The sequence below is a fragment of the Streptomyces sp. NBC_00536 genome, assembly GCF_036346295.1.
Taxonomy (GTDB): domain Bacteria; phylum Actinomycetota; class Actinomycetes; order Streptomycetales; family Streptomycetaceae; genus Streptomyces.
On sequence record NZ_CP107819.1, the window covers coordinates 638,581 to 663,724 of the forward strand.

General features: G+C 73.6%; 18 protein-coding genes and 2 pseudogenes. 16 read left to right on the forward strand and 4 right to left on the reverse strand.

Annotation, left to right across the window (positions count from 1 at the left end; all coding sequences use genetic code 11):
• Positions 1 to 44: 44 nt before the first annotated feature.
• Complete coding sequence (locus tag OHS33_RS02790) at positions 45 to 1,154, reverse strand: protein kinase family protein (RefSeq protein ID WP_330328771.1); 1,110 nt, start codon at positions 1,152 to 1,154, stop codon at positions 45 to 47.
• Positions 1,155 to 1,284: 130 nt separating this feature from the next.
• Here OHS33_RS02790 and OHS33_RS02795 point away from each other — a divergent pair, with 130 nt between their 5' ends.
• A complete protein-coding gene (locus OHS33_RS02795; RefSeq protein ID WP_330328772.1) occupies positions 1,285 to 2,820 on the forward strand; it encodes a carboxylesterase/lipase family protein in 1,536 nt (511 codons plus the stop codon).
• A gap of 138 nt (positions 2,821 to 2,958) precedes the next feature.
• The gene (locus tag OHS33_RS02800; RefSeq protein WP_330328773.1) at positions 2,959 to 3,966 is read left to right on the forward strand and encodes a LacI family DNA-binding transcriptional regulator; all 1,008 of its coding nucleotides are present in this window, start codon (positions 2,959 to 2,961) and stop codon (positions 3,964 to 3,966) included.
• A 17-nt stretch (positions 3,967 to 3,983) separates the two neighbouring features.
• On the opposite strand, the gene OHS33_RS02805 is transcribed toward OHS33_RS02800, so the two are convergent.
• Together OHS33_RS02805 and OHS33_RS02810 are read right to left on the reverse strand one after the other, a co-directional pair.
• Positions 3,984 to 4,700, reverse strand: coding sequence for a phosphatase PAP2 family protein (locus OHS33_RS02805; protein WP_330328774.1), 717 nt, complete (start codon positions 4,698 to 4,700; stop codon positions 3,984 to 3,986).
• Between the two features lie 148 nt (positions 4,701 to 4,848).
• Positions 4,849 to 5,808 carry an alpha/beta hydrolase gene (locus tag OHS33_RS02810; RefSeq protein ID WP_330328775.1) on the reverse strand — a complete coding sequence of 320 codons (960 nt, stop codon included), beginning with the start codon at positions 5,806 to 5,808 and terminating at the stop codon, positions 4,849 to 4,851.
• Positions 5,809 to 6,029: 221 nt separating this feature from the next.
• Here OHS33_RS02810 and OHS33_RS02815 point away from each other — a divergent pair, with 221 nt between their 5' ends.
• From OHS33_RS02815 to OHS33_RS02855, 9 genes and pseudogenes are all read left to right on the forward strand, one after another.
• A complete protein-coding gene (locus OHS33_RS02815; RefSeq protein WP_330328776.1) occupies positions 6,030 to 6,512 on the forward strand; it encodes an ATP-binding protein in 483 nt (160 codons plus the stop codon).
• Between the two features lie 148 nt (positions 6,513 to 6,660).
• Positions 6,661 to 8,337 (forward strand): annotated as a pseudogene (locus OHS33_RS02820) (AMP-binding protein); the annotation flags it as partial.
• 93 nt (positions 8,338 to 8,430) lie between these two features.
• A pseudogene (locus OHS33_RS02825) lies at positions 8,431 to 8,784 on the forward strand (acyl-CoA thioesterase); the annotation flags it as partial.
• Complete coding sequence (locus OHS33_RS02830; RefSeq protein WP_330328777.1) at positions 8,775 to 11,090, forward strand: oxidoreductase; 2,316 nt, start codon at positions 8,775 to 8,777, stop codon at positions 11,088 to 11,090. The pseudogene OHS33_RS02825 and the gene OHS33_RS02830, both read left to right, overlap by 10 nt.
• A 23-nt stretch (positions 11,091 to 11,113) precedes the next feature.
• A complete protein-coding gene (locus tag OHS33_RS02835; protein ID WP_330328778.1) occupies positions 11,114 to 12,148 on the forward strand; it encodes a carbon-nitrogen hydrolase family protein in 1,035 nt (344 codons plus the stop codon).
• Positions 12,145 to 13,257, forward strand: coding sequence for a cupin domain-containing protein (locus OHS33_RS02840; protein ID WP_330328779.1), 1,113 nt, complete (start codon positions 12,145 to 12,147; stop codon positions 13,255 to 13,257). The genes OHS33_RS02835 and OHS33_RS02840 overlap by 4 nt, the downstream gene beginning before the upstream one ends.
• A 38-nt stretch (positions 13,258 to 13,295) precedes the next feature.
• Entirely contained in the window at positions 13,296 to 14,198 is a 903-nt protein-coding gene (locus tag OHS33_RS02845) for a fumarylacetoacetate hydrolase family protein (RefSeq protein WP_330328780.1), read from the forward strand.
• 98 nt (positions 14,199 to 14,296) lie between these two features.
• Complete coding sequence (locus OHS33_RS02850) at positions 14,297 to 15,037, forward strand: maleate cis-trans isomerase family protein (RefSeq protein WP_330334880.1); 741 nt, start codon at positions 14,297 to 14,299, stop codon at positions 15,035 to 15,037.
• A 64-nt stretch (positions 15,038 to 15,101) separates the two neighbouring features.
• A complete protein-coding gene (locus tag OHS33_RS02855) occupies positions 15,102 to 15,932 on the forward strand; it encodes a PaaX family transcriptional regulator (protein WP_330328781.1) in 831 nt (276 codons plus the stop codon).
• A gap of 20 nt (positions 15,933 to 15,952) precedes the next feature.
• Here OHS33_RS02855 and OHS33_RS02860 read toward each other — a convergent pair whose 3' ends face one another.
• Complete coding sequence (locus OHS33_RS02860; protein WP_330328782.1) at positions 15,953 to 17,464, reverse strand: glutamate synthase subunit beta; 1,512 nt, start codon at positions 17,462 to 17,464, stop codon at positions 15,953 to 15,955.
• 252 nt (positions 17,465 to 17,716) lie between these two features.
• Here OHS33_RS02860 and OHS33_RS02865 point away from each other — a divergent pair, with 252 nt between their 5' ends.
• The 5 genes from OHS33_RS02865 to OHS33_RS02885 are packed head-to-tail and all read left to right on the forward strand — an operon-like array spanning position 17,717 to position 25,033.
• A complete protein-coding gene (locus tag OHS33_RS02865) occupies positions 17,717 to 19,219 on the forward strand; it encodes an aldehyde dehydrogenase family protein (protein ID WP_330328783.1) in 1,503 nt (500 codons plus the stop codon).
• Positions 19,216 to 20,829 (forward strand): GMC family oxidoreductase, encoded by a 1,614-nt coding sequence (locus OHS33_RS02870; protein ID WP_330328784.1) that lies wholly within the window; start codon positions 19,216 to 19,218, stop codon positions 20,827 to 20,829. The genes OHS33_RS02865 and OHS33_RS02870 overlap by 4 nt, the downstream gene beginning before the upstream one ends.
• A complete protein-coding gene (locus tag OHS33_RS02875) occupies positions 20,826 to 21,932 on the forward strand; it encodes a quaternary amine ABC transporter ATP-binding protein (RefSeq protein ID WP_330328785.1) in 1,107 nt (368 codons plus the stop codon). Before OHS33_RS02870 ends, OHS33_RS02875 begins: the two co-directional genes overlap by 4 nt.
• A 55-nt stretch (positions 21,933 to 21,987) precedes the next feature.
• Positions 21,988 to 24,033, forward strand: a complete 2,046-nt coding sequence (locus OHS33_RS02880; protein WP_330328786.1) for an ABC transporter permease subunit — start codon at positions 21,988 to 21,990, stop codon at positions 24,031 to 24,033.
• On the forward strand, positions 24,026 to 25,033 hold the full coding sequence (locus tag OHS33_RS02885) for an ABC transporter substrate-binding protein (protein ID WP_443065195.1): 1,008 nt from the start codon (positions 24,026 to 24,028) through the stop codon (positions 25,031 to 25,033). The genes OHS33_RS02880 and OHS33_RS02885 overlap by 8 nt, the downstream gene beginning before the upstream one ends.
• Positions 25,034 to 25,144 lie beyond the last annotated feature (111 nt).

Here is a 25,144-nt window from a genome sequence, read left to right on the forward strand (position 1 = left end):
GGGCCGGGGCCTCCGCCCCGGCCCCGCGGGCGTCGAGGCGTCCCTCACCTGGTGGACGAGCCGTCCGGCCCGCCGACCCGGCGGAGCGCCTCCAGGGGATACGGGGTCCGCCTGCTCTCGAAGCGGAACTCGCGGTAGTAGTCCGTCATCACCGCGGCGACCGGGGCGTGGCGGATGAGGATCGCCGCGACCTGCGGCGGAATTCCCGTCGGAGGTTCCCCCCGGGCGCAGGCGTGCACGAACGCGCTGCGCTCGTCCCGCTCGTACCCGTACAGGGCGGTGGTGAGCCACTGCACCAGGTGGGTGACGGTGTAGCAGCGGTCATAGGTTTGGTGTGCGGCGAAGAAGTCGGCCTCCTCCTTCGACAGGTCGAAGCGGGAGGAGATCGCGAGGCCGAAGTCCGTGAAGAACAGACGCTCGCCGTCGGTGAGGACGTTCTGGAAGTGGCCGTCGAAGTGCAGGAGCCCGCGGGCGTTCATGAAAGAGGTTCCGGCCTCAAGTTCCTCGGCCACCATGGCGCATGCCCGCTCGGCCGTCCCATCGTCGGCTTTGACCTGGACGTCCAGCCAGTCGTGCAGGTTCTGCGGGATGTACTCCAGGAACAGTGCGACGCTCGCCGAGGAGTCCCGCAGCGCCTCGATCCGGTGGCGCACCTGCGGTCCGCCACCCCAGTAGGCGACGGCCCTCTCCACGTCGGCCAGTTCCTCGGGCAGCACCTGCCCGGGGTGCGGCAGCACCCGCCAGTGGTACATCAGCGGAAAGCCCTCATGGTCCTGTGCGAGCACCCAGTTCGTCGTCATGGTGTGCACGGCCAACTCCCGCCAGGCCCCCCATCCCGGGCTTCCGGGAACCCCGAGGCCGGGATGGCAGAAGGTGGGCAGCCCGAAGAGGTTCGCCGTGGACCGGACGTTCTCCGGCTGCCTTTCCAGATCGGTCAGCGGCAGCCGCTTGACGAAGACCGGGGTTCCGCCGACCTCCAGCAGCGCCGAGGTCCCGCCGATGCCGGAACCCATCGGTGTGGCCGCATCCACGAGGTCGCGCAGTTCGCGATCACTGCACAGCGCCAGCGATGTGGAGACGGCGCCGTAGGCCGCCAACCGCGCACCACGCGACGCGTCGAAGCTCTCGACGACCACCTCCACCAGGGCACCCACCTCTCCGACAGACCGCCACCGCTCAGTGGCCGGGTGCAGTCTATCGAGAATCATTGACGGTCGTTGAAATTTCGACATACTCTCGACAGGTCGGCGCGCGTACGGCGCGCGGCCCAGGAAGGATCGGCTCATGGCTCATATCCCAGGCCCGGACGAGACCGTGGTGGACCTGCCCGGCGGGCGGCTGCGCGGTGCGGTGGAGGGCGGGCTCGCCGTCTTCCGGGGCGTGCCCTACGCGGCTCCCCCGTGCGGCCCGCTGCGCTGGCGGGCCGCACGGCCGCACCCCGGCTGGAGCGGCACCCGGGACGCGACGGCCGACGGCCCCAGCGCTCCGCAGTTGTACCGGGAGGGCGGGGACCCGGTCCTCGGCGGACACGGCGAACCGCCCTTCGACGAGGACTGCCTCACCCTCAACGTCTGGACCCCCGCGGCCGACGACGCCCGCAGACCGGTGCTCGTCTGGATCCACGGAGGCGGCTTCGTGTCCGGCTCCGGCTCGCTGCCCATCTACTCCGGAGCCACCTTCGCCCGCGACGGTGACCTCGTCGTGGTCAGCGTCAACTACCGCATCGGGCCACTGGGTTACGTGTACTCCGCGGAGGACGGCGGCAACCACTGGCTGAGCGATCAGCTCGCCGCCCTGCGCTGGGTGCGCGAGAACATCGCGTCCTTCGGCGGCGACCCGGACACCATCACCGTCGCGGGCCAGTCGGGCGGCGCGGTGTCCACCGCGGCCCTCGCCGGTCACCCGGACGCCGCGGGCCTGATCCGGCGGGTCATCCTGATGAGCCCGCCCTTCGGGCTCGATTTCCCCACGCCCGAAGCCTCCTTGGAGCGCACCGCCGCCTATCTGGAACTCGCCGGGGCCGAGAGCCTCGCCGCATTGCGCTCCCGGGACTGGCCCGAGCTGATCGGCGCCGCGGGCGGGCTCTTCGCCCGTACGACGCGCTGGGGTTACTGGCCCACGCCGTTCCTCCCCGTGATCGACGGCGCCGCCCTCCCGCGCCATCCCGCCGAGGCCCTGTCGCACGGGGCCGCGGCCGGGATCGAGGTGCTGATCGGCTGGACGCGCGAGGAGGCCAACTTCGGCTTCGCCCTGGACGAGGGAATCGCGGGCGCCGACCGGGAGCGGGTCACCGCCCGGATCGCGGACACCTTCGGGGCCGGGGCCGCCCCCGGCGCGTACACGGCGTACGAGCGCGCCCGGCCGGGGGCGCGGCCGGCCGACGTCCTCATGGACCTCATCACCGACGAGCTGTTCCGGATGCCCGGGGTGCGGTTCGCCGAGGCGCGGGCCGCGGCGGGGCGGCCGGTGTGGGTCTACCAGTTCGATCTGCCCTCGGCCGCCCACGAGGGGCGGCTCGGCGCCGCCCACTGCCTCGAACTCCCCTTCGCCTTCGGGAACTTCGACCAGTGGGCGCACGCCCCGCTGGTGGCCGGGCTGCCGCCCGCCGTCCGCGACGGTCTCGCGCACACCATGCACCGGGCCTGGATCGCCTTCGCCCGCACCGGCGACCCGAACCACCCGGACATGCCGCACTGGGGCCCGTACGAGCGGGACACCCGCACCACGATGCGCTTCGACTCGGTGGTCACCGCCCTCGGCGACACGGCCGGGGACTCCCGTCGGCTGCACGAGGGCGCGCTGCGCAGGCTGTCGTCGTAGGGGTACGCAGGGACGCTCGGCGGGGGCCCTTCCGGGTGTGCGGCGCACGCCTGGGCGGGCCCCCGCTCCCTTGATCTAACTCGTGTAACCTTCGGAGGGAAGGCACCGGGCCGATCGAAACGAGCGTCGAGGGACGTCATGACCAGAGACACTCCTGTCCCCGCCTCCCTCACCAGCGCCGACGTGGCCCGGCTCGCCGGGGTGTCGCGCGCCACCGTGTCCTTCGTACTCAACGACACCCAGGGCCACCGGGTCAGCGCGGCCACTCGCGCGCGCGTCCTCGACGCCGCCCGGCAGCTCGGCTACGTACCGAACGCCGCGGCGCGCTCGCTGCGCGCCGGGCGCAGCAACCTCGTCCTGATGCCCTCGTCCATCTCCGCCGTCGGCCGCCTGGTCAGCGACTGGGTCGACGACCTGCACAGCGAGCTGGACCGGCACGGTTACACCGCCGTCCTGCACGCGGGGCGCTTCACCGACCCCCTCGACGCCGCCCGCGCCTGGGCCGAGCTGCGCCCGGCCGCCGTGATCGCCCTCGACGGCGACTCGCTGACCTCGCAGGCCGCCGAGCTGCTGACCCGGGCGGGGGTGCGGGGGCTGCTCGCCTTCGCGGCGCGGCCCGTACCCGGCGTGCACACCATCGGCTTCGACCACGCGCGGATCGGCGCCACCGCCGCCGAGCACCTCATCGCCCGCGGCCGGACCCGGATCGGCGTGGTCATGCCGCAGGAGCGCGGCCTCGCCGCGCTCGCCGGACCGCGGCTGGCGGGCGCCGAGTCCGTCGCCGCCCGGCACATGGCCACGGTGACCCCGGTGGAGCTGTCGTACACCCGCGAGTCGGCGATGACACTTGCCCGGCGCTGGGCGGATCTCGGCCTGGACGCCGTCTTCGCCTACAACGACGAGTACGCCGCGCTGCTGCTGCACGCGCTGCGGGCCGAGGGGTTCGCCGTACCGGACGACGTGGCGATCGTGGGCTCCGACGACCTGGTCCTCTCCGCGCTCCAGCAGCCCGCGCTGACCTCGATCCGGCTGGAACTCGTCCCGCCCGCCCGGGTCGCGGACGCCGTGCACGAGCTGATCGAAACGGGCACGACCGCCCCCATGCCCGAGATAGAGGCGGTACTGGTGCACCGCGAGACCTCGTAGGGCGCACGGCCCGTGGCTCAGACCGCTGACGCGGCCCCGGTCCCGGCTTCGCGCGCGAGGGCGGGTCCGCACAGCCACCAGGCCAGCAGCGCGGCACCCGCTCCGGCGGCCGCGCCCGCGACGGTGTCGCTGAGCCAGTGCGCGTGCAGCCACGTCCGGCTCCACATCATGGCCAGGGTGAACAGCGCTCCCCCGGCCCACCAGAGCCGACGCCGCGCGGCAGGCACCAGCAGGACGCCGAAGAGCACGACGAGCAGCGCCGCGCCCGCCGCGTGCCCGGACGGGAACGAGCCGTGGTCGACCCGGACCAGCGGGTGGGCCGGGCGCGGCCGGTCCACCAGGTACTTCAGCCCCTGGACGACGAGCATGTTGCCGAAGAGGTAGACGCCGAGCAGGAACCCCGCCGACACCCACCGCCGTCGCACCAGCAGGAAGAGCAGCAGGGCGAGCGGTACGACGATCCCGGCCGGGCCGCCGAACCAGTTGAGGGCGGACGCGACCAGGGCGTACGGCCCGTCGTGCGGGCCGCCCATCCACGACAGCCAGCGGTCGTCCGCGCCCTGGAACGGCGGGGCCGCCGGGTGCCGCCGTACGACGAGGGCGAGCGCCGCCGGTACGGCGAGCAGCAGGAGGCCGACGAGCAGGACGCCGGGGCGGCGCCGGGCGGCCCGGTCTCCCGCCGGGGTCGCGGGAGCGGCGGGCACGGACGGTGGGGCGAGGGGGGTGCGGGACATGACTGCCTGATTCGTCGGTGGGGTGCGTCGGTGGGGCTCACGCGGCCGTTGCACGGCCGGGGGTGGGGTGAACGTCGTGCCCGTGGGGGCCCGGCGGTGCGGGCCGGGCCCCCCACGGGCACGGTGGTGATGTCAGTGCCGACCGGGCTCAGGCATCGGCACCGAGGTGGCGGGCCAGGAAGGCGACGCTGTCCGCGACGATGCGCGGGACGTCGGGCGAGCCGAGGAAGATGTGGTCGGCGCCCTCGACGGGCTCCAGGGTGACCTCGCCGCCCGCTTCCGCCAGGGCCGCGGCGAGCTGCTCGCTCTGGCTGTAGGGGACCAGGCCGTCCTGCCGGCCGTGGACGAGCAGGAACGGCGGCGGGTTCGAGCCCGGGGTCGCGTGCGTGACGGGGCTGGCGGCCCTGGCCAGCTCGGGGCGCTCGGCGACGGGTGCGCCGAGGAGGGCCACGTACGGGTCGGGGAACTCGGTCCCGGGCGCCACCGGCATCTCCGGCATCGGGTGCGCCGAGAGGGAGACCAGGTCGGAGACCCCGTACCAGTCGACGACGGCCCGGACCGCGGTGTCCCCGGAGCCCACGCCGTGCGCGCCCTCCAGCGCTTCGCCGTCCGCGCTGTGCGGGCCGACGAGGCCCGCGAGGGCGGCCAGGTGGCCGCCTGCGGACTCGCCCCAGACGCCGATCCGGTCCGGGTCGATGCCGAGGACCGCGGCGAACTTGCGGACGTAGCGGATCGCGGCCTTCACATCGTGCAGCTGCGCCGGGAAGGGGGCCTCCAGGCTGTGCCGGTAGTCGATGGAGACCAGGGCGAGCCCGGCTCCCAGTACGGCGCCGTGCAGCAGGGCGGCGGGCACGGTGGGCGGCGGGTAGCGGCGGTCGCCGTCGAGCCAGCCGCCGCCGTGGATCCACACGACCGCCGGGAACGGGCCCTCGCCCGGGGGTACTTGGACGTCGAGCAGCCGGGGGCGGTACCCGGGCGTGGTGGCGTAGGTGACCCCGTCGTGGCGGCGGATCCCGTGCACGTCCGTCACCGGCGGTACGGGCGCCTGGTAGGGCGGGGGCGGCCAGGTCATGTCGCCCATGTCGACTGCGGGCGGAGCTTCGGTCATTGCGGCCCTTCCAATCTGCGCGGCCCCGGTACGGGCAAGGCTTCGTAACGTATGTCCGAATTGCTTGCGCGGGATACCGGGGAGGCTTAACGTGTTACACGTGTAATCACGACTGTAGCGACGCGTTTCCGCTGACCACAAGCCCACGGGCCGGGTGAGTTCCTCACCCGTTACACGAGCCGTAGCGCGGATGGCGTCGCCTTCCCTCCAGGGAGCACTCCATGCTCACCGCCAGCCCCTCGCCCGCCGCCGCACAGGCCACCACCCCCGGGGCGGTCCGCGCCTTCGCCCGCTGGACCGCCGAGCCCACCGCCGCGGCCGTCCCGCTGATCCGGTCGCGCGTCCGGGCCGTCCTCGACGGCTGGCGGGTCACCGCCGGGATCGCCGACGTCCTGCTGCTGGCCGTCAGCGAGCTGACCGGCAATGTCGTCCTGCACGCCGCCTCCACGCGCCGCATGCGGGTCGGGGTCACCCTCCGCGCGGGCTGGCTGCACCTGGAGGTCACCGACGGAGCGCTCGCCCCGCCCCGGCTCCCCTCCCCCCGCACCACTCCCCCCACCCTCCTCGCGGAGATCGATCCGGACGCCGAGACGGGGCGCGGCCTGCTGATGGTGGAGCTGATGGCGGCCGAGACGGGCGGTGAACTCACTTTTGCCGCAGGCGAGTTCGGCAACCGCGTCGGGGTCCGCGTGCCGGCTGCCTGACGGCGGCCCGGGAGGCCGCGGCGGGGGCGTGGCGGGGGCACGGCGGGGGCGTCCACGTCTCTGAAATATCGCGAATGATTGACGATCGCCAAAATATCGAGATACTTGCCCCATCTCCCCCGCTGCTCCCCGATTGAGGTGGCGCCCCATGGAGCTCTCCCCCTCGGCACATGCCGATTCCTTCTGCCGCGACCGGCTTCCGCCCTTCGCCCTCTGGCCCCGACTCCACTTCGACCTGCCGGAGCTGGCCTATCCGGACCGGCTCAACTGCGCCCACAGCCTGCTCGACGACGCCGTCGAGCGGTGGGGACCCGACCGCCCCTGCCTCCTGACCCCGACCGAGAGCTGGACGTACGGCGAACTGCTCCGGCGCGCCAATCAGGTCGCCCAGGTGCTCACCGAGGACCTGGGCCTGCTGCCCGGCAACCGCGTCCTGCTGCGCGGACCCAACACTCCGTGGCTCGTCGCCGCCTGGTTCGGCGTCCTGAAGGCGGGCGGGGTGGCCGTCACCACCGTGCCGCTGCTGCGCGCGGCCGAACTCGCCGAACTGTGCGGGATCAGCCGGCCCGCGATCGCCCTGTGCGACCACCGGTACCTCGAAGAACTCCGCTCGGCCGCCGCCGCCCCCGAGGCCGCCACTCCCGAGGCCGGGTCCGCAGAGGCCGGAACCGCCCCGCTGGTGGTCCCGTACGGCGGCCCCGGCGCGGAGGACCTCACGGTCCGCTGCGCCGCCAAGGACGGCGACTTCGCCTCGGTGGAGACGGCCGCGGACGATGTCGCGCTGATCGCCTTCACCTCCGGCACGACCGGGCGGCCCAAGGCCACCCTGCACTTCCACCGGGACGTCCTCGCCAACGCGGACACCTTCTCCCGGCACGTGCTGCGGCCCCGCCCCGACGACGTGTTCACGGGCACCCCGCCGCTCGCCTTCACCTTCGGCCTCGGCGGGCTGGTGGTCTTCCCCCTGCGGGTCGGCGCCTCGACCCTGCTGATCGAGCAGGCCACGCCCCGGCAGCTCGCCGACCTCGTCGCCGCGCACGGGGTCAGCGTCCTGTTCACCGCGCCGACCGCCTACCGCGCGATCCTGGCCGAGGGCGCGGCCGACCGGCTGGCGGGGCTGCGGCGCTGCGTGTCCGCCGGTGAGCCGCTGCCCGCCGCCGTGTGGGAGGAGTTCCACGCCGCCACGGGGCTGCGGATCATCGACGGCATCGGCGCCACCGAGATGCTGCACGTCTTCATCTCCGCGGCCGACGAGGACATCCGGCCCGGCTCGACGGGCCGCCCCGTCCCCGGCTACCGCGCCGCCGTGGTCGACGAGCACGGCGAGCCCGTGCCCGACGGGCAGCCCGGCCTGCTGGCCGTCACCGGGCCCACCGGCTGCCGCTACCTCGACGATCCGCGCCAGTCGGCGTACGTCCGGGGCGGCTGGAACATCACCGGCGACACCTACGTCCGCGACGCCGACGGCTATTTCTGGTACGTGGCCCGCAGCGACGACATGATCGTCTCCTCCGGCTACAACATCGCGGGACCGGAGGTCGAGAAGGCGCTGGGCGGCCATCCGTACGTCGTGGAGTGCGGTGTCGTCGGAGTCCCCGACGAGCGGCGCGGGATGCTCGTCAAGGCGTACGTGGTCCTGCGCGCCGGGGTTCCGGCCACCGCGGCCACCGCCCGGGAACTCCAGGACCACGTCAAGGCGGTCATCGCCCCCTTCAAGTACCCGCGCGCCGTGGAGTTCGTACCCGAACTCCCGCGCACCGGGACCGGCAAGCTCCAGCGCGGCCAACTGCGCCTGCGGGCCCGGGAGTCGGACGGCCCGCCGCCCCCGAACCTGCCCAGCGTCGTGATCGAACGCCGCGTCGAGTGGCCCGACACCGACGCGGCCGGCCACTACCACCATTCCACGGTCGTGCGCTGGGTCGAGGCGGCCGAGGCCGTGCTGCTGCGCCGGCTGGGCCTGTCCCACCTGTTCGGCAGCACGCCCCGGGTCCGCTTCGAGGCCGACTACCGGGCCCGGCTCTGGTTCGGCGAGGCCGTGCGGACGGAGCTGCGCGTCACCAAGGTCGGCGCCAGCTCCCTGCACTACGCCTTCACCGTCCACGGGGAGGAGGGCGCGGAGGCCGCCACCGGCCGCATGGTCATCGCCCATTCCGCCGCCCGCGCCACGGGGGCCACCCCCTGGCCCGCCGAGGTCCGCGCGGTCCTCACCCAGGCGGGACCGCAGAGCCCCGAACTGATCGAGCACACCCGAGGAGGCGCCCCGTGCGCGTAGCAGTCATCGGAGGCGGGCCCGGCGGCCTGTACTTCGCCGCCCTGGCCAAACAGCTTTCCCCGCACTGGGAGATCACCGTCTGGGAGCGCAACTCCCCCGACGACACCTTCGGTTTCGGGGTCGTCTTCTCCGACGAGACCCTCGACGGCATCGCCCAGGCCGATCCGGTCGTGCACGCCGCGATGTCGGCGGAGTTCGCCCGCTGGAGCGACATCGACGTCCGCCACCGCGGGCACACCCTCACCTCCGGCGGCCACGGTTTCGCCGCGCTGGGCCGCCGTCGGCTGCTGGGCATCCTCCAGGACCGCTGCGCCGCCCTGGAGGTCGACGTCCGCTACCGCACCCAGGCCCCGCCGCCGGAGCAACTGGCCGCCGACTACGACCTGGTGGTGGCCTGTGACGGCGTACGGTCGGCGACGCGCGCCGCCTACGCGGACACCTTCGCCACCGATCTGGACGAGCGCACCGGCCGCTACATGTGGCTGGGCACCGACAAGGTCTTCGAGGCCTTCACCTTCATCGTCGAGGAGCGGGACTTCGGCACCCTCCAGGTGCACGCGTACCCGTACGACGACACCCGGTCCACCTTCATCGTCGAGATGGACGAGGACACCTGGCGGCGCGGCGGCTTCGACCGCTCCGAGGGCCGGGACCTGCCGCCCGGCGCGAGCGACGAGGAGGGCATCCGCCGCTGCGAGGAGATCCTCGCCGGCCACCTCGACGGGCACCGGCTGCTGCCCAACAACTCCAAGTGGCTGCGCTTCACCACGGTGCGCAACCGGACCTGGCGCCACGGCAACACCGTGCTGCTCGGGGACGCCGCGCACACCGCCCACTTCTCGATCGGCTCCGGCACCAAGCTCGCCATGGAGGACGCCCTCGCGCTGGCCGCCTGCCTGCACGAACACCCCGACGTGCCGGGCGCGCTGGCGGCGTACGAGGACGAGCGCAGGCCGGTCGTGGAGTCGACGCAGCGGGCGGCCCAGGCCAGCCTCGAATGGTTCGAGCACATCGACCGGTACACCGGCCAGGACCCGCACCAGTTCGCCTTCAACCTGCTGACCCGCAGCCGCCGGGTCACCTACGACGGTCTGCGCGCGCGGGACGAGGAGTTCACCACCGCGGTCAACGCCTCCGCCCCGGTGCCGCCGATGTTCCGGCCCTTCCCGCTCGGGGGTCTGCGGCTGCGCAACCGGATCGTCGCGGCGCCCGTCGCCCTGTCGACGGCCCGCGACGGGGTGCCGGGCGACTTCGACCTCGTCCACCTCGCCACCCAGGCGCTCGGCGGCCCGGCCCTGGTCCTGGCCGGGGCGACCGCCGTCAGCGCGGACGGACGGACCGACGCGGGCTGCCCCGGGCTGTGGACCGACGAGCAGGAGGCCGCCTGGCGGCGGATCACCGCGTTCGTGCACGGGCAGTCGGACGCCTGCCTGGGCGTCCAGCTCACCCATGCGGGCCGCCGCGCGGCCGACGGGGCGCCGCTGGCCGCCTCCGCGCTGGCCTGGGACGAGGGGAGCCCGCTGCCGCGGGAGGCCACCCGGGCCGATATGGACCTGATCGTGCGGGACTTCACACGGGCGGCCGAGCGGGCCGACCGGGCCGGGTTCGACGTACTGGAACTCCAGTACGGGCACGGCCATTTGATGTCCGGGTTCCTCTCACCGCTGACCAACCGGCGCACCGACGCCTACGGCGACGGGCCGGCCGGGCGGCTGCGCTTCCCGCTCGAAGTGCTGGGCGCGGTACGGGCGGTGTGGCCCGCCGGGAAGGCCCTGCTGGTGCGGATCTCCGCGGCCGACTGGGCGGAGGGAGGGCTGAGCGAGGCGGAGGCCGTGGGCATCGCCCGGGCCCTGGGAGCCGCGGGCGCGGACGCGATCGACGTCTCGACCGGTGAGGTCGTGGCCCACGAGCGGCCCCGCTTCGGCCGCAGCTACCAGACGCCGTACGCCGATCTGATCCGCAACGCCACCGGGCTGGCGACCATCGCCGTCGGCGCGCTGTCCACCTACGACGACGTGAACTCGGTGATCCTGGCGGGCCGGGCGGACCTGTGCGCGCTGGGCCGCGCCCAGCTCCACGACCCGCTGTGGACCCTGCACGCGGCCGCCGCCCAGGGGTACCGCGGGCCCGCCGCGCCCTGGGCCCGGTCCTGGGCGGCGGGCAGCGGCCGGCCGCCCGCCGCCCGTACCGACCGGGTGCCGCCCCGCCTCGAACTGCTGCGGCGGGCCGCGGCTCCGGTGCACCAGCGGTGGCGGCCGCGCGCGACCGCCGCGGCCCGTTGCCCCGTTGCCCCGTTGACCCGTTGACCCGAGGAGATCCAGGAGATCCCATGGAGACCCATCCCCCGTACGTCCTGCCCCGCTTCACGGCGGCGGCCGTCCAGGCGTCCCCGGTCTACCTCGACCCGGGCGCCACCGTCGACAAGGCCGTCTCGCTGATCGCCGAGGCCGCCGGGAACGGCGCCACGCTCGTCGTCTTCCCGGAGGTGTTCGTCCCCGGATACCCGTACTGGAACTGGACGATGAACCCGGTCCAGGGCTCGCCCTGGTTCGAGCGCCTGCACCGGGCCTCCATCGACGTCCCCGGCCCGTACGTCGACACCCTGCGCGCGGCGGCCCGGCAGTACGGCGTCGTCCTGGTCATCGGGGTCAACGAGCGCGCCCCGCACAGTCTCGGCGTCCTGTACAACACCCTGCTGACCATCGGACCCGACGGTGAACTCCTCGGCGTGCACCGCAAGTTGGTGCCCACCTGGGCGGAGAAGCTCACCTGGACCGGGGGCGACGGCAGTTCGCTGCGCGTGCACAAGACCCCCGTCGGCCCGCTCGGCGTCCTGGCCTGCGGAGAGAACACCAACACCCTGGCCCGGTTCACCCTGCTCGCGCAGGGCGAACTGGTGCACGCCTCCTGCTACATCGCCCTGCCCGTGGCGCCCGCCGACTACGACATGGCCGAGGCCATCGCCGTACGGACGGCCGCGCACAGCTTCGAGGGCAAGGTCTTCTCCGTGGTGGCCTGTTCCACCGTCTCCCCGGAGATCATCGATCTGATCGCCGGGGACGACGAGGAGCTGCGCGCTCAGTTCAGCCGCCCGCGCAGTGCGCTGTCCGGCATCTTCGGCCCCGACGGGCGCCCCGTCACCCCGCCGCTCGTGGACGACGAGGGCATCGTCTACGCGGAGATCGACCTGGCCCGGTGCATCCAGCCCAAGCAGATGCACGACATCACCGGCCACTACAACCGCTTCGACGTCTTCCGCCTCGAAGTCGACAACCGGCCCCGCCCCCCGGTGACCTTCACCGCACCCCTGTCCGGCCCCCCGGCCGGCCGCCCGACGACCGCCCTTCCCGAGGAGGACGCATGACTCCCGCCCAGGACGACACCGCGCTCGGCCGCGCACGGGTCCTCGACACCCCGGAACTCACCGCCTACTACGCCGAGCTGGAAGCCCGTGACGCGGGCGCGCTGTGGACCGTCGCCAATGACATCGAGCCCTGGTACCCGCAGCCCAAGTCGGTTCCGGTGCTGTGGCGTTACGAGGAGCTGCGCCCGCTCGTCCACAAGGCCCTCGGCCTGGTCTCCGGGGACGACGCGGGGCGCCGCGTGGTCATGCTGGTCAATCCCGGCCGCAAGGACGTCAGCGCGGCGGCCGGACTGCTCTACACGGGCTTGCAGATCATGGGCCCCGGCGAGGCCATGACCGCGCACCGCCACCAGGCCGCCGCGCTGCGCTTCGTCCACGAGGGCACCGGGGCCTGGACCATCGTCGACGGACAGAAGCTGAAGGTCGGCCCGCGCGACTTCGCGATCACCCCGAACGGCACCTGGCACGAACACGGCAACGACGCGGCCGACGCGCCGGTGATCTGGCAGGACGGCCTGGACATCCCGCTGGTCAACGCCCTGGACGCGGGTTTCTACGAGGTCCACCCCGAGCTCCACCAGCGGCCCGGAAAGGTGATCAACTCCTCGGTGCTGACCTATGCGGCGAACCTGCTCCCCTACGGCGTGGAGCGGTGGACCCGGCCCCACTCCCCCCTGCTGGCCTACCCATGGGAGGCGACGTACGAGGCGCTGCGCGGCCTCGCCAAGGCCACCGAGGGCTCCCCCTACGACGGGATCATCGCGGAGTACACCAACCCGGTCACCGGCGGCTCGGTGATGCCCACCATGGGCGCCCACATGCAGCTGCTGCGCCCCGGGCAGGCCACGCTCGCCCACCGGCACACCGGTTCGGTGATCTACACCGTGGCCAAGGGCCGCGGGGTCTCGGTGATCGCCGGGCAGCGCTTCGCCTGGCAGGAGGGCGACATCTTCTGCGTGCCGTCCTGGGCCTGGCACGAGCACCACAACCTCGACCCGGCCGAGGACGCCTGCCTCTTCTCCTTCAACGACTTCCCCGTGATGCGCTCGCTCGGATTCCACCGCGAAGAGGCGTTCACCGGCAATGGCGGTCACCAGAGCACTTCCTGACGCTCCCTCACCCTCGCTTCCCTTCCCCCGGAGACACCATGCGCCTGCTCACCTTCACCACCGGTCCCGCCGGCTCCGCGCCGCGCCTCGGCGCGGAGCGCGACGGCTCCGTCCACGACCTGGCCGTCCTGGCCGACCACGCGGGGGTCCGGATCCCGCACGACCTGCTCTCGCTCGTCCAGGCCGGGCCCGCCGCCCTGGACACCGTCCGCGGGCTGCTCGACGGCGCGCTGCCCCGCCACGCCGTCCACCGGCTCGACGAGGTCCGCCTGTGCGCCCCGCACCGGCCCGGAAAGATCATCGGGGTGGGTCTGAACTACGTGGAGCACGTGGCGGAATCCAGCCGCACCCTGGACACCGACAAGGAACTGCCGCCGCGACCCGTCCTGTTCGGCAAGCCCGCCACCGCCGTCACCGGGCCCGGGGCGCCCATCCTGCACAACGGCGACCTCACCGCCCAGCTGGACTGGGAGTGCGAACTCGCCGTCGTCATCGGCCGCACCGCCTTCCGGGTGACCGAGGAGGAGGCGTACGGGCACGTCTTCGGCTACAGCATCGTCAACGACATCAGCGCCCGCGACCAGCGCCGCTCGGGCCAGTGGTTCTTCTCCAAGGGCCAGGACTCCTACGCTCCCTTCGGGCCCGTGGTGGTCACCGCCGACGAGATCCCGGACCCGATGGCCCTGGACCTCGAACTGCGCGTCAACGGCGTCACCAAGCAGAAGTCCAACACCCGCCACATGCTGTTCCCGATCGCCCGGCTCATCGCCGACATCAGCTCCGGCATGACCCTGGAGCCCGGTGACGTGATCGCGACCGGTTCCCCCTCGGGCGTCGGGGCGGGGATGGTCCCGCCCGAGTTCCTCGTCCCCGGCGACACCGTCGAGGCCACCGTCGAGTGCGTCGGCACCCTCACCAACCCCGTCGTGGACGCCCGTTGATCCCCGTACCGAAGGCCGCCGGACCGCACCGAGGAGACCCCGTGCCGCACCAGCCCACCTACCGCATCGGCCAGATCGTGCCGAGTTCGAACGTCACCATGGAGACGGAGGTCCCGGCGATCCTGCGCGCCCGGCAGGCCGTCGCACCGGAGCGCTTCACCTTCCACTCCAGCCGGATGCGGATGACCGAGGTGACACCGGAGCAACTGCGGGCGATGGACGCCGACTCCGACCGCTGCGCCGTCGAACTGTCCGACGCGCGCGTCGACGTACTCGGCTACGCCTGTCTGGTGGCCATCATGAGCATGGGCCTGGGCTACCACCGGACCTCCGAGGAGCGCCTGCACGCGCGCACCGCGGAGAACGGCGCCCCCGCGCCCGTGGTCACCAGCGCCGGGGCCCTGGTCCAGGGGCTGCACACCATGGGCGCCCGCAAGGTGGCCCTGATCGCCCCCTACATGCGTCCCCTCACCCGGACCGTCGTGGACTACCTGACCCACGAGGGCATCGAGGTGCTGGACTACCGGGCGCTGGAGATACCGAACAACCTGGACGTGGCCGCCCACGACCCGGCGAAGCTGCCCGGCCTGGCCCGCGCCCTCGACCACTCCGACGCGGACGCGGTCGTGCTCTCGGCCTGTGTGCAGATGCCGTCGCTGGGGGCCATCGAGGAGGCGGAGCAACTGCTCGGCAAGCCGGTCGTCTCCGCGGCCGTCTGCACCGCGCACCAGATGCTGCGGGCCCTCGGCCTGCCCGCCGTGGCCCCCGGGGCCGGGCACCTGCTGTCCGGTGCGTACGCCGAGGCGCCGCTGGTCCGGGGGGCGGCGATCGCGGGGTGACCTGCGGCGGGTGGGCGGCACGGCCGCTCGGTAGGATCGCCACCGCATCCAACGGAAGGCGATCATGTCGGACAGCCCCCTCAGGCCCAGCTCGTTGATCAACACGGTCTACGGGGCGTTTCTGCGCGGCAGCGGTGGCTGGATCTCCATCGCCGACCTGATCACCCTGATGTCGGAGCTGGACGTGGAGAGCCAGGCGGTCCGCTCGGCGATCTCGCGGCTGAAGAAGAAGGGCGTCCTGGAACCGGAGCGGCGCGGCGCCACCGGTTACCGGCTCAGCCCGGCCGTCCATCCCGTCTTCGACGCGGGCGACCGGCGCATCTTCGCCAGCCTCGAACCGGCGGACCTGGCGGACGGGTGGGCGCTGGCGGTGTTCTCCGTACCGGAGTCCGAGCGCTCCCACCGCTACCAGCTGCGCACCCGGCTGACCTGGCTCGGCTTCGGCAACATCGCCTCCGGCGTGTGGCTGGCGCCGGGCCGGGTGCTCCAGGACGCGCGCGCCATGCTGGTCCGGCTCGGGCTGAGCGAGTACGTCCACCTGTTCGCCGCGGCCGACTACGCCGCGTTCAGCGATCTGCCCGCGGCCGTCAGCTCGTGGTGGGACTTCCCGGCGATCCAGGCGCAGTACGCGGAGTTCACCGACGCCTACGCGCCGGTCGCCGCGCGGCTCGCGGGGCAGGACGGCATCGACGCCGCCGAGGCCTTCCGCCACTACGTGCCGATGCTCACGGCCTGGCGCCGCCTGCCCTACCTCGACCCGGGCCTGCCCGCGGAACTGCTGCCCGCCGACTGGAACGCGGTCGCGGCCCGGCAGGTCTTCCAGCGGCTGCACGAGGTGCTGGCTGGTCCGAGCCTGGAGCACGTCCGCGGCGTGACGGCGGCCGACGGGACGTAAGACAGCCACCCGCGCGCGGGTCACCAGGCGCGGTCGTCGAGGGGCAGGAGCAGCGGGCGGTCCTGGGCGCCGACGGGGGCGTGCAGGGTGGTGCGGCCGGTCAGGTAGCGGTCGGTGGCGGCCGCCGCCGAGCGGCCCTCGGCGATGGCCCACACCACCAGGGACTGGCCGCGCCCGGCGTCGCCCGCCACGAACACCCCGTCCGGGGACCGGCCCGGGAAGCCGAGCGCCGCGAAGTCGGCGGTCCGGGCGAAATTGCCCCGCTCGTCGCGGGCGAGGCCGAGCTGGTCGCCCAGCGGGCAGGCCCGTTCGGGGCCCGTGAATCCCAGGGCCAGCAGCACCAGCCCGGCTTCCAGGACCCGCTCGGTGCCGGGGAGGGAGCGGCGCCCGGCGGGCTCCACCGCGGTCAGGTGCAGCGCCCGTACCCGGCCCGCGGCATCCCCTTCGAAATGGACGGTGGCGCTGGAGAACTCCCTCGGGTCGGCGCCGTCGCGGGTGCGCGCCTCCTCGTGGGCGTGCGAGACCCGGTAGACCTTCGGGTACAGGGGCCAGGGCTGGCCGTCGGGGCGGGTGGGGCCGGGCTGCGGGTTGATGTCGAGCTGGACCACCGAGCGGGCCCGCTGGCGCAGCGCGGTGCCCAGGCAGTCGGAGCCGGTGTCCCCGCCGCCGACGATCACCACGTGCCGCCCCTCGGCGCTGACCTCGGGGGCCGGAAGGTCGCCCTCCGCGACCCGGTTGGCGCCGGTCAGATAGTCCATGGCCTGGTGGATGCCCCGTAGCCCGCGGCCCGGCACGGGCAGCTCCCGGCGCTCCGTCGCGCCGACCGCGACGATCACCGCGTCGTGCGTGGCCCGGAGCCCGGCCGCGTCGATCCGGCCGCCGACGTCCGCGTCCGTACGGAAGGCGGTTCCCTCGTCCCGCATCTGCCGGACGCGGCGGTCCAGGTGCGACTTCTCCATCTTGAACGCCGGTATGCCGTAGCGGAGCAGCCCGCCGATCCGATCGGCGCGCTCGAAGACGACGACGGTGTGCCCGGCGCGGGTCAGCTGCTGGGCGGCGGCGAGCCCGGCGGGGCCCGAGCCGATCACGGCGACGGTCTTGCCGCTGAGCCGCTCCGGGGGCACGGGCGCCGTGTAGCCGTGTTCCCAGGCCTGGTCGGCGATGGTCTCCTCGACGTTCTTGATGGTCACCGGATCGGCGTTGATCGCGAGGACGCAGGCCTCCTCGCAGGGCGCCGGGCAGAGCCGGCCGGTGAACTCGGGGAAGTTGTTCGTCGCGTGCAGCCGGTCCGAGGCGGCCCGCCAGTCGCCGTGGGCGGCGTACGCGTTCCATTCGGGGATGAGGTTGCCCAGCGGGCAGCCCGCGTGGCAGAAGGGGATGCCGCAGTCCATGCAGCGGTTCGCCTGCGCCGACACCAGCGGCAGCGAGGCCTGGCCCGCGTGGACCTCCCGCCAGTCGCCGAGCCGCTCGTCGGCGGGGCGCGCGGGCACGGGGTGCCGGGGCGTCCTGAGGAAGCCGAAGGGGTCGGTCATGCGCCGCCTCCATGACTCACGCGCGGATACGGCGGTCCGACCAGGTTACGCCCGGTTCGTCCCGGCGACCCCTGTGGCGGAAGCGGCCCCGTGGACCGGAGCGCAGCGGCGTCGCGGGCCGTCGCGCGGAACGTGACACCTGTCACTTTCCGTGACGCGGGGGACATGTCCTCGGGAGCCCGGGGCAGGCGGGCCGCACCGCACCACCACCGCGGGCAGGCCGCGGTGCGAACTCCGGAGGTACAGCCCGTCGTGTCCGAGCAGCAGAGCATCCACACCGCCGGGAGGTGGCGGCCGTCCTCGACGGGTGCCACCCGGGAGATCCTGGACCCCGCCGACGCCACCGTGCTCGCGGTGGTCGCCGAGGGCACCGCCGCCGACGCGGACGCGGCCGTCGGATCGGCCCGCGCCGCCTTCGACGGCGGCGAGTGGCCGGGCACCCCGGTGGCCGAGCGCGCCGCGCTGCTGCGGCGCACGGCCGACCTGCTGCGGCGCGACCGCGAACGGATCGCGCTGCTGGAGAGCCTGGACGCGGGCAAGACCCTCGAAGAGGGCCGGGTGGACGTGGACTGCGTCAGCGACGCCTTCCGTTACTTCGCCGACCTCGTCATCGGCGAGGGCGGCGGCCGGGTCGTGGACGCCGGGTCCCCCGACATCCACAGCGTGGTCGTCCACGAGCCGGTCGGCGTGTGCGCGCTGATCACCCCGTGGAACTATCCGCTGCTCCAGGCGAGCTGGAAGGTGGCCCCGGCGCTGGCCGCGGGCAACACCTTCGTGATCAAGCCGAGCGAGCTGACCCCGCTCAGCACGGTCGTCCTGATCGAGCTGCTGCTGGAGGCAGGACTGCCGGAGGGGGTCGCCAACATCGTGACCGGCGCCGGCGACCCCGTCGGCGCCCGGCTCGCCGCCCACCCCGATGTCGACCTCGTCTCCTTCACCGGCGGTCTCGACAGCGGTACGAAGGTCGCGCACGCGGCGGCGGACACGGTGAAGAAGCTCGCCCTCGAACTCGGCGGCAAGAACCCCAACGTGGTCTTCGCCGACGCCTGCGCCACCGCGGCGGGCTTCGACACGGCCGTCGACCAGGCCCTCAACGCCGCCTTCATGCACAGCGGCCAGGTCTGTTCGGCCGGCTCCCGGCTGATCGTCGAGGCGTCGGTGCGCGACCGGTTCGTCACCGAACTGGCCCGCCGCGCCGAGAAGATCCGCCTCGGCCGCGGCACCGAGCCGGGCGTCGAATGCGGCCCGCTGGTCTCCGCGGCCCAGCGCGAGCGCACCGAGTCCTACGTCGCCTCCGCCCTCGCCGAAGGCGCCGTGCTGCGCGCGGGCGGCGAACGCCCCGCCGGGCCGGGCTACTTCTACCGCCCGACCGTCCTGGACCGCTGCGACCGCACGATGCGCGTCGTGCGCGAGGAGGTCTTCGGGCCGGTGCTGACCGTGGAGACGTTCCTCACCGAGGACGAGGCCGTGGCCCTCGCCAACGACACCGACTACGGACTCGCGGGCGCCGTCTGGACCGCCGACCAGGGCCGCGCCCGCCGTGTGGCGGGCCGCCTGCGCCACGGCACGGTCTGGATCAACGACTACCACCCCTACCTGCCGCAGGCCGAGTGGGGCGGCTTCGGGAAGTCCGGCACCGGGCGCGAACTCGGACCGTCGGGCCTCGCCGAATACCGCGAGACCAAGCACGTCTACCAGAACCTCGCACCCCGTCCCGTCCGCTGGTTCGCGGGCCGAGAGGAGAACACCGCATGACGGCGCACACCCCGGCCACCCCGCACGACACCCAGGAGTACGACTACGTCATCGTCGGCGGCGGCACCGCGGGCTCGGTGATCGCCTCCCGGCTCACCGAGGACCCGGACGTCACGGTCGCCGTGATCGAGGGCGGGCCGAGCGACGTCGGCCGCCCCGACGTGCTCACCCTGCGCCGCTGGATGGGACTCCTCGGCGGCGAACTCGACTACGACTACCCCACCACCGAACAGCCGCGCGGCAATTCGCACATCCGGCACAGCCGCGCCCGCGTGCTCGGCGGCTGCTCCTCGCACAACACGCTGATCGCGTTCAAGCCGCTGCCTTCGGACTGGGACGAATGGTCCGACGCCGGGGCCGAGGGCTGGCACGCCGCCGCCATGGACCCGTACTTCGACAAACTGCTGAACAACGTCGTGCCCGTCGGCGAGGACGACCGCAACGCGATCGCCCGCGACTTCGTGACCGCGGCCGGGCAGGCGCTGGGCGTGCCCCGGGTCGAGGGGTTCAACGCCAAGCCGTTCCACGAGGGCGTCGGGTTCTTCGACCTCGCCTACCACCCGGAGACCAACAAGCGCTCCTCCGCCTCGGTGGCCTACCTCCACCCGGTCATGGACCACCGGCCGAACCTGACCCTGCTGCTGGAGACCTGGGCGCACCGGATCGAGCTGGAGGGGAACCGGGCGCGCGGGGTGCGCGTGCGGTCCGCGGACGGCGCCGCCTCGCTGCTCCTCGCCCGCCGCGAAGTGGTCGTGTGCGCGGGCGCGGTCGACACGCCGCGGCTGCTGCTGCACTCCGGGATCGGCCCGCGCGAGGACCTCACCGCGCTCGGCATTCCCCCCGTGCACGACCTGCCCGGAGTCGGCGAGAACCTGCTCGACCACCCCGAGTCGGTGATCGTGTGGGAGACGGACGGCCCGATTCCCGGGAACTCGGCGATGGACAGCGACGCCGGACTCTTCGTGCGCCGCGACCCCGGATCCCCGGGTCCGGACCTGATGTTCCACTTCTACCAGATCCCCTTCACCGACAACCCGGAGCGGATCGGCTATGAACGCCCCGCGCACGGGGTGTCGTTGACCCCGAACATCCCCAAGCCGCGCAGCCGTGGCCGCCTTTACCTCACCAGTGCGGATCCCGAGGTGAAACCCGCCCTGGACTTCCGGTACTTCACGGACGAGGAGGACTACGACGCGCGCACCCTGGTCGACGGGATCCGGATCGCCCGCGAGATCGCCGCGGCCGAGCCGCTGGCCGGCTGGCTCACGCGCGAGGTGTGTCCCGGGCCGGAGATCACCGGCGACGAGGAGCTGAGCGCGTACGCCCGTTCCGTCGCGCACACCGTCTACCACCCGGCGGGCACCTGCCGGATGGGGGCCGTGGACGACGCCGGGGCGGTGGTGGGGCCGGACCTGAGGGTGCGGGGCCTGGACGGCATCCGGATCGCGGACGCCTCGGTCTTCCCGACGATGCCCGCGGTCAATCCGATGATCGGAGTGCTCATGGTCGGCGAGAAGGCCGCCGAGCTGCTGGCCGCCGAGCTGCCGACGACCGAGCCTGCGGGAACCGACCTGCCCGGATCCGAGCCGCTGGGAGGCGGGGCCCGATGACCACACCCACCGTGAGCACACCCACGACGGGCACTTCCACGACGGGCACCGACGCGCCCGTCTTCGCCGTGGACGGCCTCTGGAAGGTCTTCGGCCCGCGGGCCGCGGCCGCCCGGGTGCCCGGCCCGGCCCACGCGGACCTGTCCGCCGCCGAACTGCGCGAGCGCACCGGCTGCACCGCCGCCGTCCGGGACGTCAGCTTCGACGTCCACAAGGGCGAGGCCTTCGTCGTCATGGGCCTGTCCGGATCGGGCAAGTCCACGCTCGTACGCTGCCTGACCCGGCTGATCGAGCCCACCGCCGGTTCCCTCGCCATCGACGGCGAGGACGTCCTCGCCATGGACCGGGCCCGGCTGCGGGAGCTGCGCCGCCACCGCGCCGCCATGGTCTTCCAGCACTTCGGCCTGCTGCCCCACCGCACGGTCCTCGACAACATCGCCTACGGTCTGGAGATCCAGGGGGCGGGCCGCGCCGAACGGCGCGCCAAGGCCGCCGAGATGACCGTCAAGGTCGGTCTCGAAGGCCTGGAGGGACGCCGCCCCGGCGAACTCTCCGGCGGCCAGCAGCAGCGCGTCGGCCTCGCCCGCGCCCTCGCCGCCGATCCCGAAGTCCTCCTGTTCGACGAGCCGTTCAGCGCCCTCGACCCGCTGATCCGGCGGGAGATGCAGGAAGAGGTGGGCCGCCTGCACCACGAAGAGGGCCGCACCATGGTCTTCATCACCCACGACCTGACCGAAGCGCTGCGCCTCGGCGACCGGATCGCCCTGATGCGCGACGGCCGGATCGTGCAGCTCGGGACCCCGGAGGAGATCGTCGGCTCCCCGGCCGACGACTACGTGCGGGACTTCGTCCGCGACGTACCGCGCGAGCAGGTGCTCACCGTGCGCAGCGCCATGCGTCCCGCGACCCCGGGCGAGGCCGAGCGGGGCGTGTGCCTCGCCCCCGCCACCACGGTCGTGGCGGCCATCGAGGCGGTGGCCCGCAGCGGCGGCCCGGCCCGGGTCGTCGACGGCGGCCGTTGCCTGGGCGTGGTCGACGACGCGGCCCTGCTCGCCGTCGTCGCCGGAATACCCGGCCGGGCGAGCGGGGAGGCGGTCGCGTGAGATGCCGCACCGCGTGCCCGCGGATCAGGACCGCCGGGGCCCAGGGGTGGCGCCGATGACCTCCGCGACCACGCCCGCATCGCCCACCACGCCCAGCACCGGCATGCCCGTGCGCGATCCGCGCCCGCCCGCCGCCTCCTCGGGGGCGCACGCGCGGCGCTCCGGCTCCCCGGTGCTCCTCCGCGTCGGCCGCAGGGTCCTGCCCCTCGCCGTCGCCGCGGCCGTACTAACCACACTGGGCGTGCTCTACCCCGGTGCGGGGAGCTGGCCCGGCAACCTGGCCGTGGACCTGTCCGCGCCGCTCGGGCGGGCCGGTGACTGGATCATCGACCACCGGGACAGCCACCCGCTGTTCCTCTACTTCTTCGGGCACGTCAGCAATGCCGTCGTGGTGTCCGTCCGCGCGGTGTACGTGGTGCTGCTCGCCGCCGGATGGACCGGGGTCACCGCCCTGGCCGGGCTGGTCGCCTGGCGCCTCGCCGGGGTCCGGCTCGCGCTGACCTCGATGGCCGCCTTCGCCGCCTGCGGCCTGCTGGGCATGTGGGTGCCGACCATGCAGACCCTGGCCCTGATGGTGGTGGCCGTCGCCGCCTCCGTCGCCGTCGGCGGTCTGCTCGGCCTCGCCGCCGGGCTGTCGCCGCGCACCGAACGCGCCCTGCGGCCCGTACTGGACACCATGCAGATCCTGCCCGCCTTCGCGTACCTGCTGCCGATGGTGCTCGTCTTCGGCATCGGGGTGCCCGCCGCCGTGCTCGCCACCGTGGTCTACGCCGCCCCGCCCATGGCCCGGCTCACCGCGCTCGGGCTGCGCGGGGCCGACGCGGGCGTCCTGGAGGCGGCGGCCTCGCTCGGCGCGACCGGACGTCAGCGGCTGCTGACCGCCCGGCTGCCGATGGCCCGCAAGCAGATCCTGCTCGGCGTCAACCAGGCCGTCATGATGGGCCTGTCCATGGCCGTCATCGCCTCGGTGATCGGCGCGGGCGGCCTCGGCGACCGGGTCTACCAGGCCCTGGCCTCCGTGGACGTCGGCGCGGCCCTCTCCGCGGGCATCCCGATCGTGCTGCTCGCCGTCGTACTGGACCGTACGGCCGACGCGGCGGGCAGGCGGCTCGGCGGCGCGGCGCCGCCGACCGCCGAACTCCCCTTCCCACGGCGTGTGTTCGCGGGCCGGTACGGGGGGCTGCTCTGCTTCCTCGCGGCCGTCGCCGTGGCGGCCCTGGGCCGGATACCGGGCGCGGCGCAGTGGCCGGGCTCGTGGACGGTGCCCCTCGCGGACCCGGTCAACCGGGCCGTCGCCTGGATGACCGGCCACCTCCACTCCGGGGTTCCCGTCGTCGGCGGCACCGCCGACTGGGCCGCCCGCTTCACCGGGCTGCTCCTCGACCCGCTGCGGACCGGACTCCAGGCGTCCCCCTGGTGGCTGCTCCTGCTGCTGGTCGGCGCGGTCGGCCTGCTCGCCGGGACCTGGCGCAGTGCGCTGACCGCCGTCCTCGCCCTGGCCGCCATCGGCGTGCTCGGCGTGTGGGATCCCGCGCTGGACACCCTCTCGCAGGTGCTCGCCGCGGTCGCGGTGACGCTCGTACTCGGCTTCGGGATCTCCCTCGGCGCCGCCCGCAGCGAACGCGCGGAACGGCTGCTGCGGCCGGTGCTCGACGTCTGCCAGACCATGCCGCAGTTCGTCTACCTCATCCCGGTCGTCGCCCTCTTCGGGGTCGGCCGCGCCCCGGCCGCGGCCGCCGCCGTGGTGTACGCGCTGCCCGCCGTCATCCGCATCACCACACAGGGACTGCGCGCGGTGGATCCGGCCGCGCTGGAGTCGGCGCGCTCCCTCGGAGCCACCGGCGCCCAGCAGCTGCGGCAGGTCCAACTTCCGCTCGCCCGGCCCGCCTTGCTGCTGGCCGTCAATCAGGCCGTGGTCCTGGTCCTGGCCGTCGTCATCATCGGCGGCCTGGTCGGCGGTGGCGCCCTGGGCTACGAGGTGGTGCTCGGGCTCGCCCAGGGCGACCTGGCCACCGGGCTCGTGGCGGGCGCGGCGATCGTCTGCCTCGGCATCGTGCTCGACCGCCTCACCCAGCCCGCGAAGGAGGCACGGGATGCCTGAAACCCGTCCTGCCACACGCCGTTCTGCCACACGCCGTCCGACCACACGCCGCGCGGCCCTCGCCGCGCTCGCCGCCGGGACCGCCCTGGCCGTGCTCACCGGCTGCGGGGCCGCGGACATGACCCGCCAGTCCTCGCCGTACGCCGCCGCCCGGGGCGCGAAGACCGTGACGCTGTCGGTCCAGTCCTGGGTCGGCGCGCAGGCCAACACCGCCGTGGCGGGTTATCTGCTCGAACACGAACTGGGTTACCGGGTGGACACCGTCCAGGTCGACGAGGTGCCCGCCTGGGACGCCCTCAGCCAGGGCCGGGTCGACGCGATCCTGGAGGACTGGGGCCACCCCGAACAGCAGAAGCGGTACGTGGAGCAGAAGAAGACGATCGTGAGCGGGGGCGACCTCGGGGTCACCGGCCACATCGGCTGGTTCGTGCCCACGTACTTCGCCGAGGAGCACCCGGACGTCACCGACTGGAAGAACCTCGGCAAGTACACCGACCAACTGCGCACGCCCGAGAGCCGCGGCAAGGGGCAACTGCTGGACGGCTCCCCCTCGTACGTCACGAACGACAAGGCGCTGGTGAAGAACCTGGGCCTGGACCTGGAGGTGGTCTTCGCGGGCTCCGAGGCGGCCCAGATCACCCAGATCAGGCAGTTCGCGCAGGAGAAGAAGCCCTTCCTCACCTACTGGTACAAGCCCCAGTGGCTGTTCGAACGGGTCCCGATGACGGAAGTGAAGCTGCCCGAGTACACCGAGGGCTGCGACGCCGATCCGGAGAAGGTGGCCTGTGCCTACCCGCACACGCCGCTGCGGAAGTACCTCAACGCGCGGTTCGCGGACGAGGGCGGCCGGGCCGCCGCGTTCCTGAAGAAGTTCCACTGGACCGTCGAGGCGCAGAACGAGGTCGCCCTGATGATCGCCGAGGAGAAGCTGACGCCCGGGCAGGCGGCGCGGAAGTGGGTGGAGCGCCACGAGGACGTCTGGCGGCCCTGGGTCGGCTGACCCCGCGGCCCGGTTCCTCCGGCCGGTCCCACGGGACCGGCCGGAGCGCCCGGTGGCGGCTACCGGCCGAAGCGGCGGTCGGCCTCGCGCCCGTGCGTTCTGCACACCTCA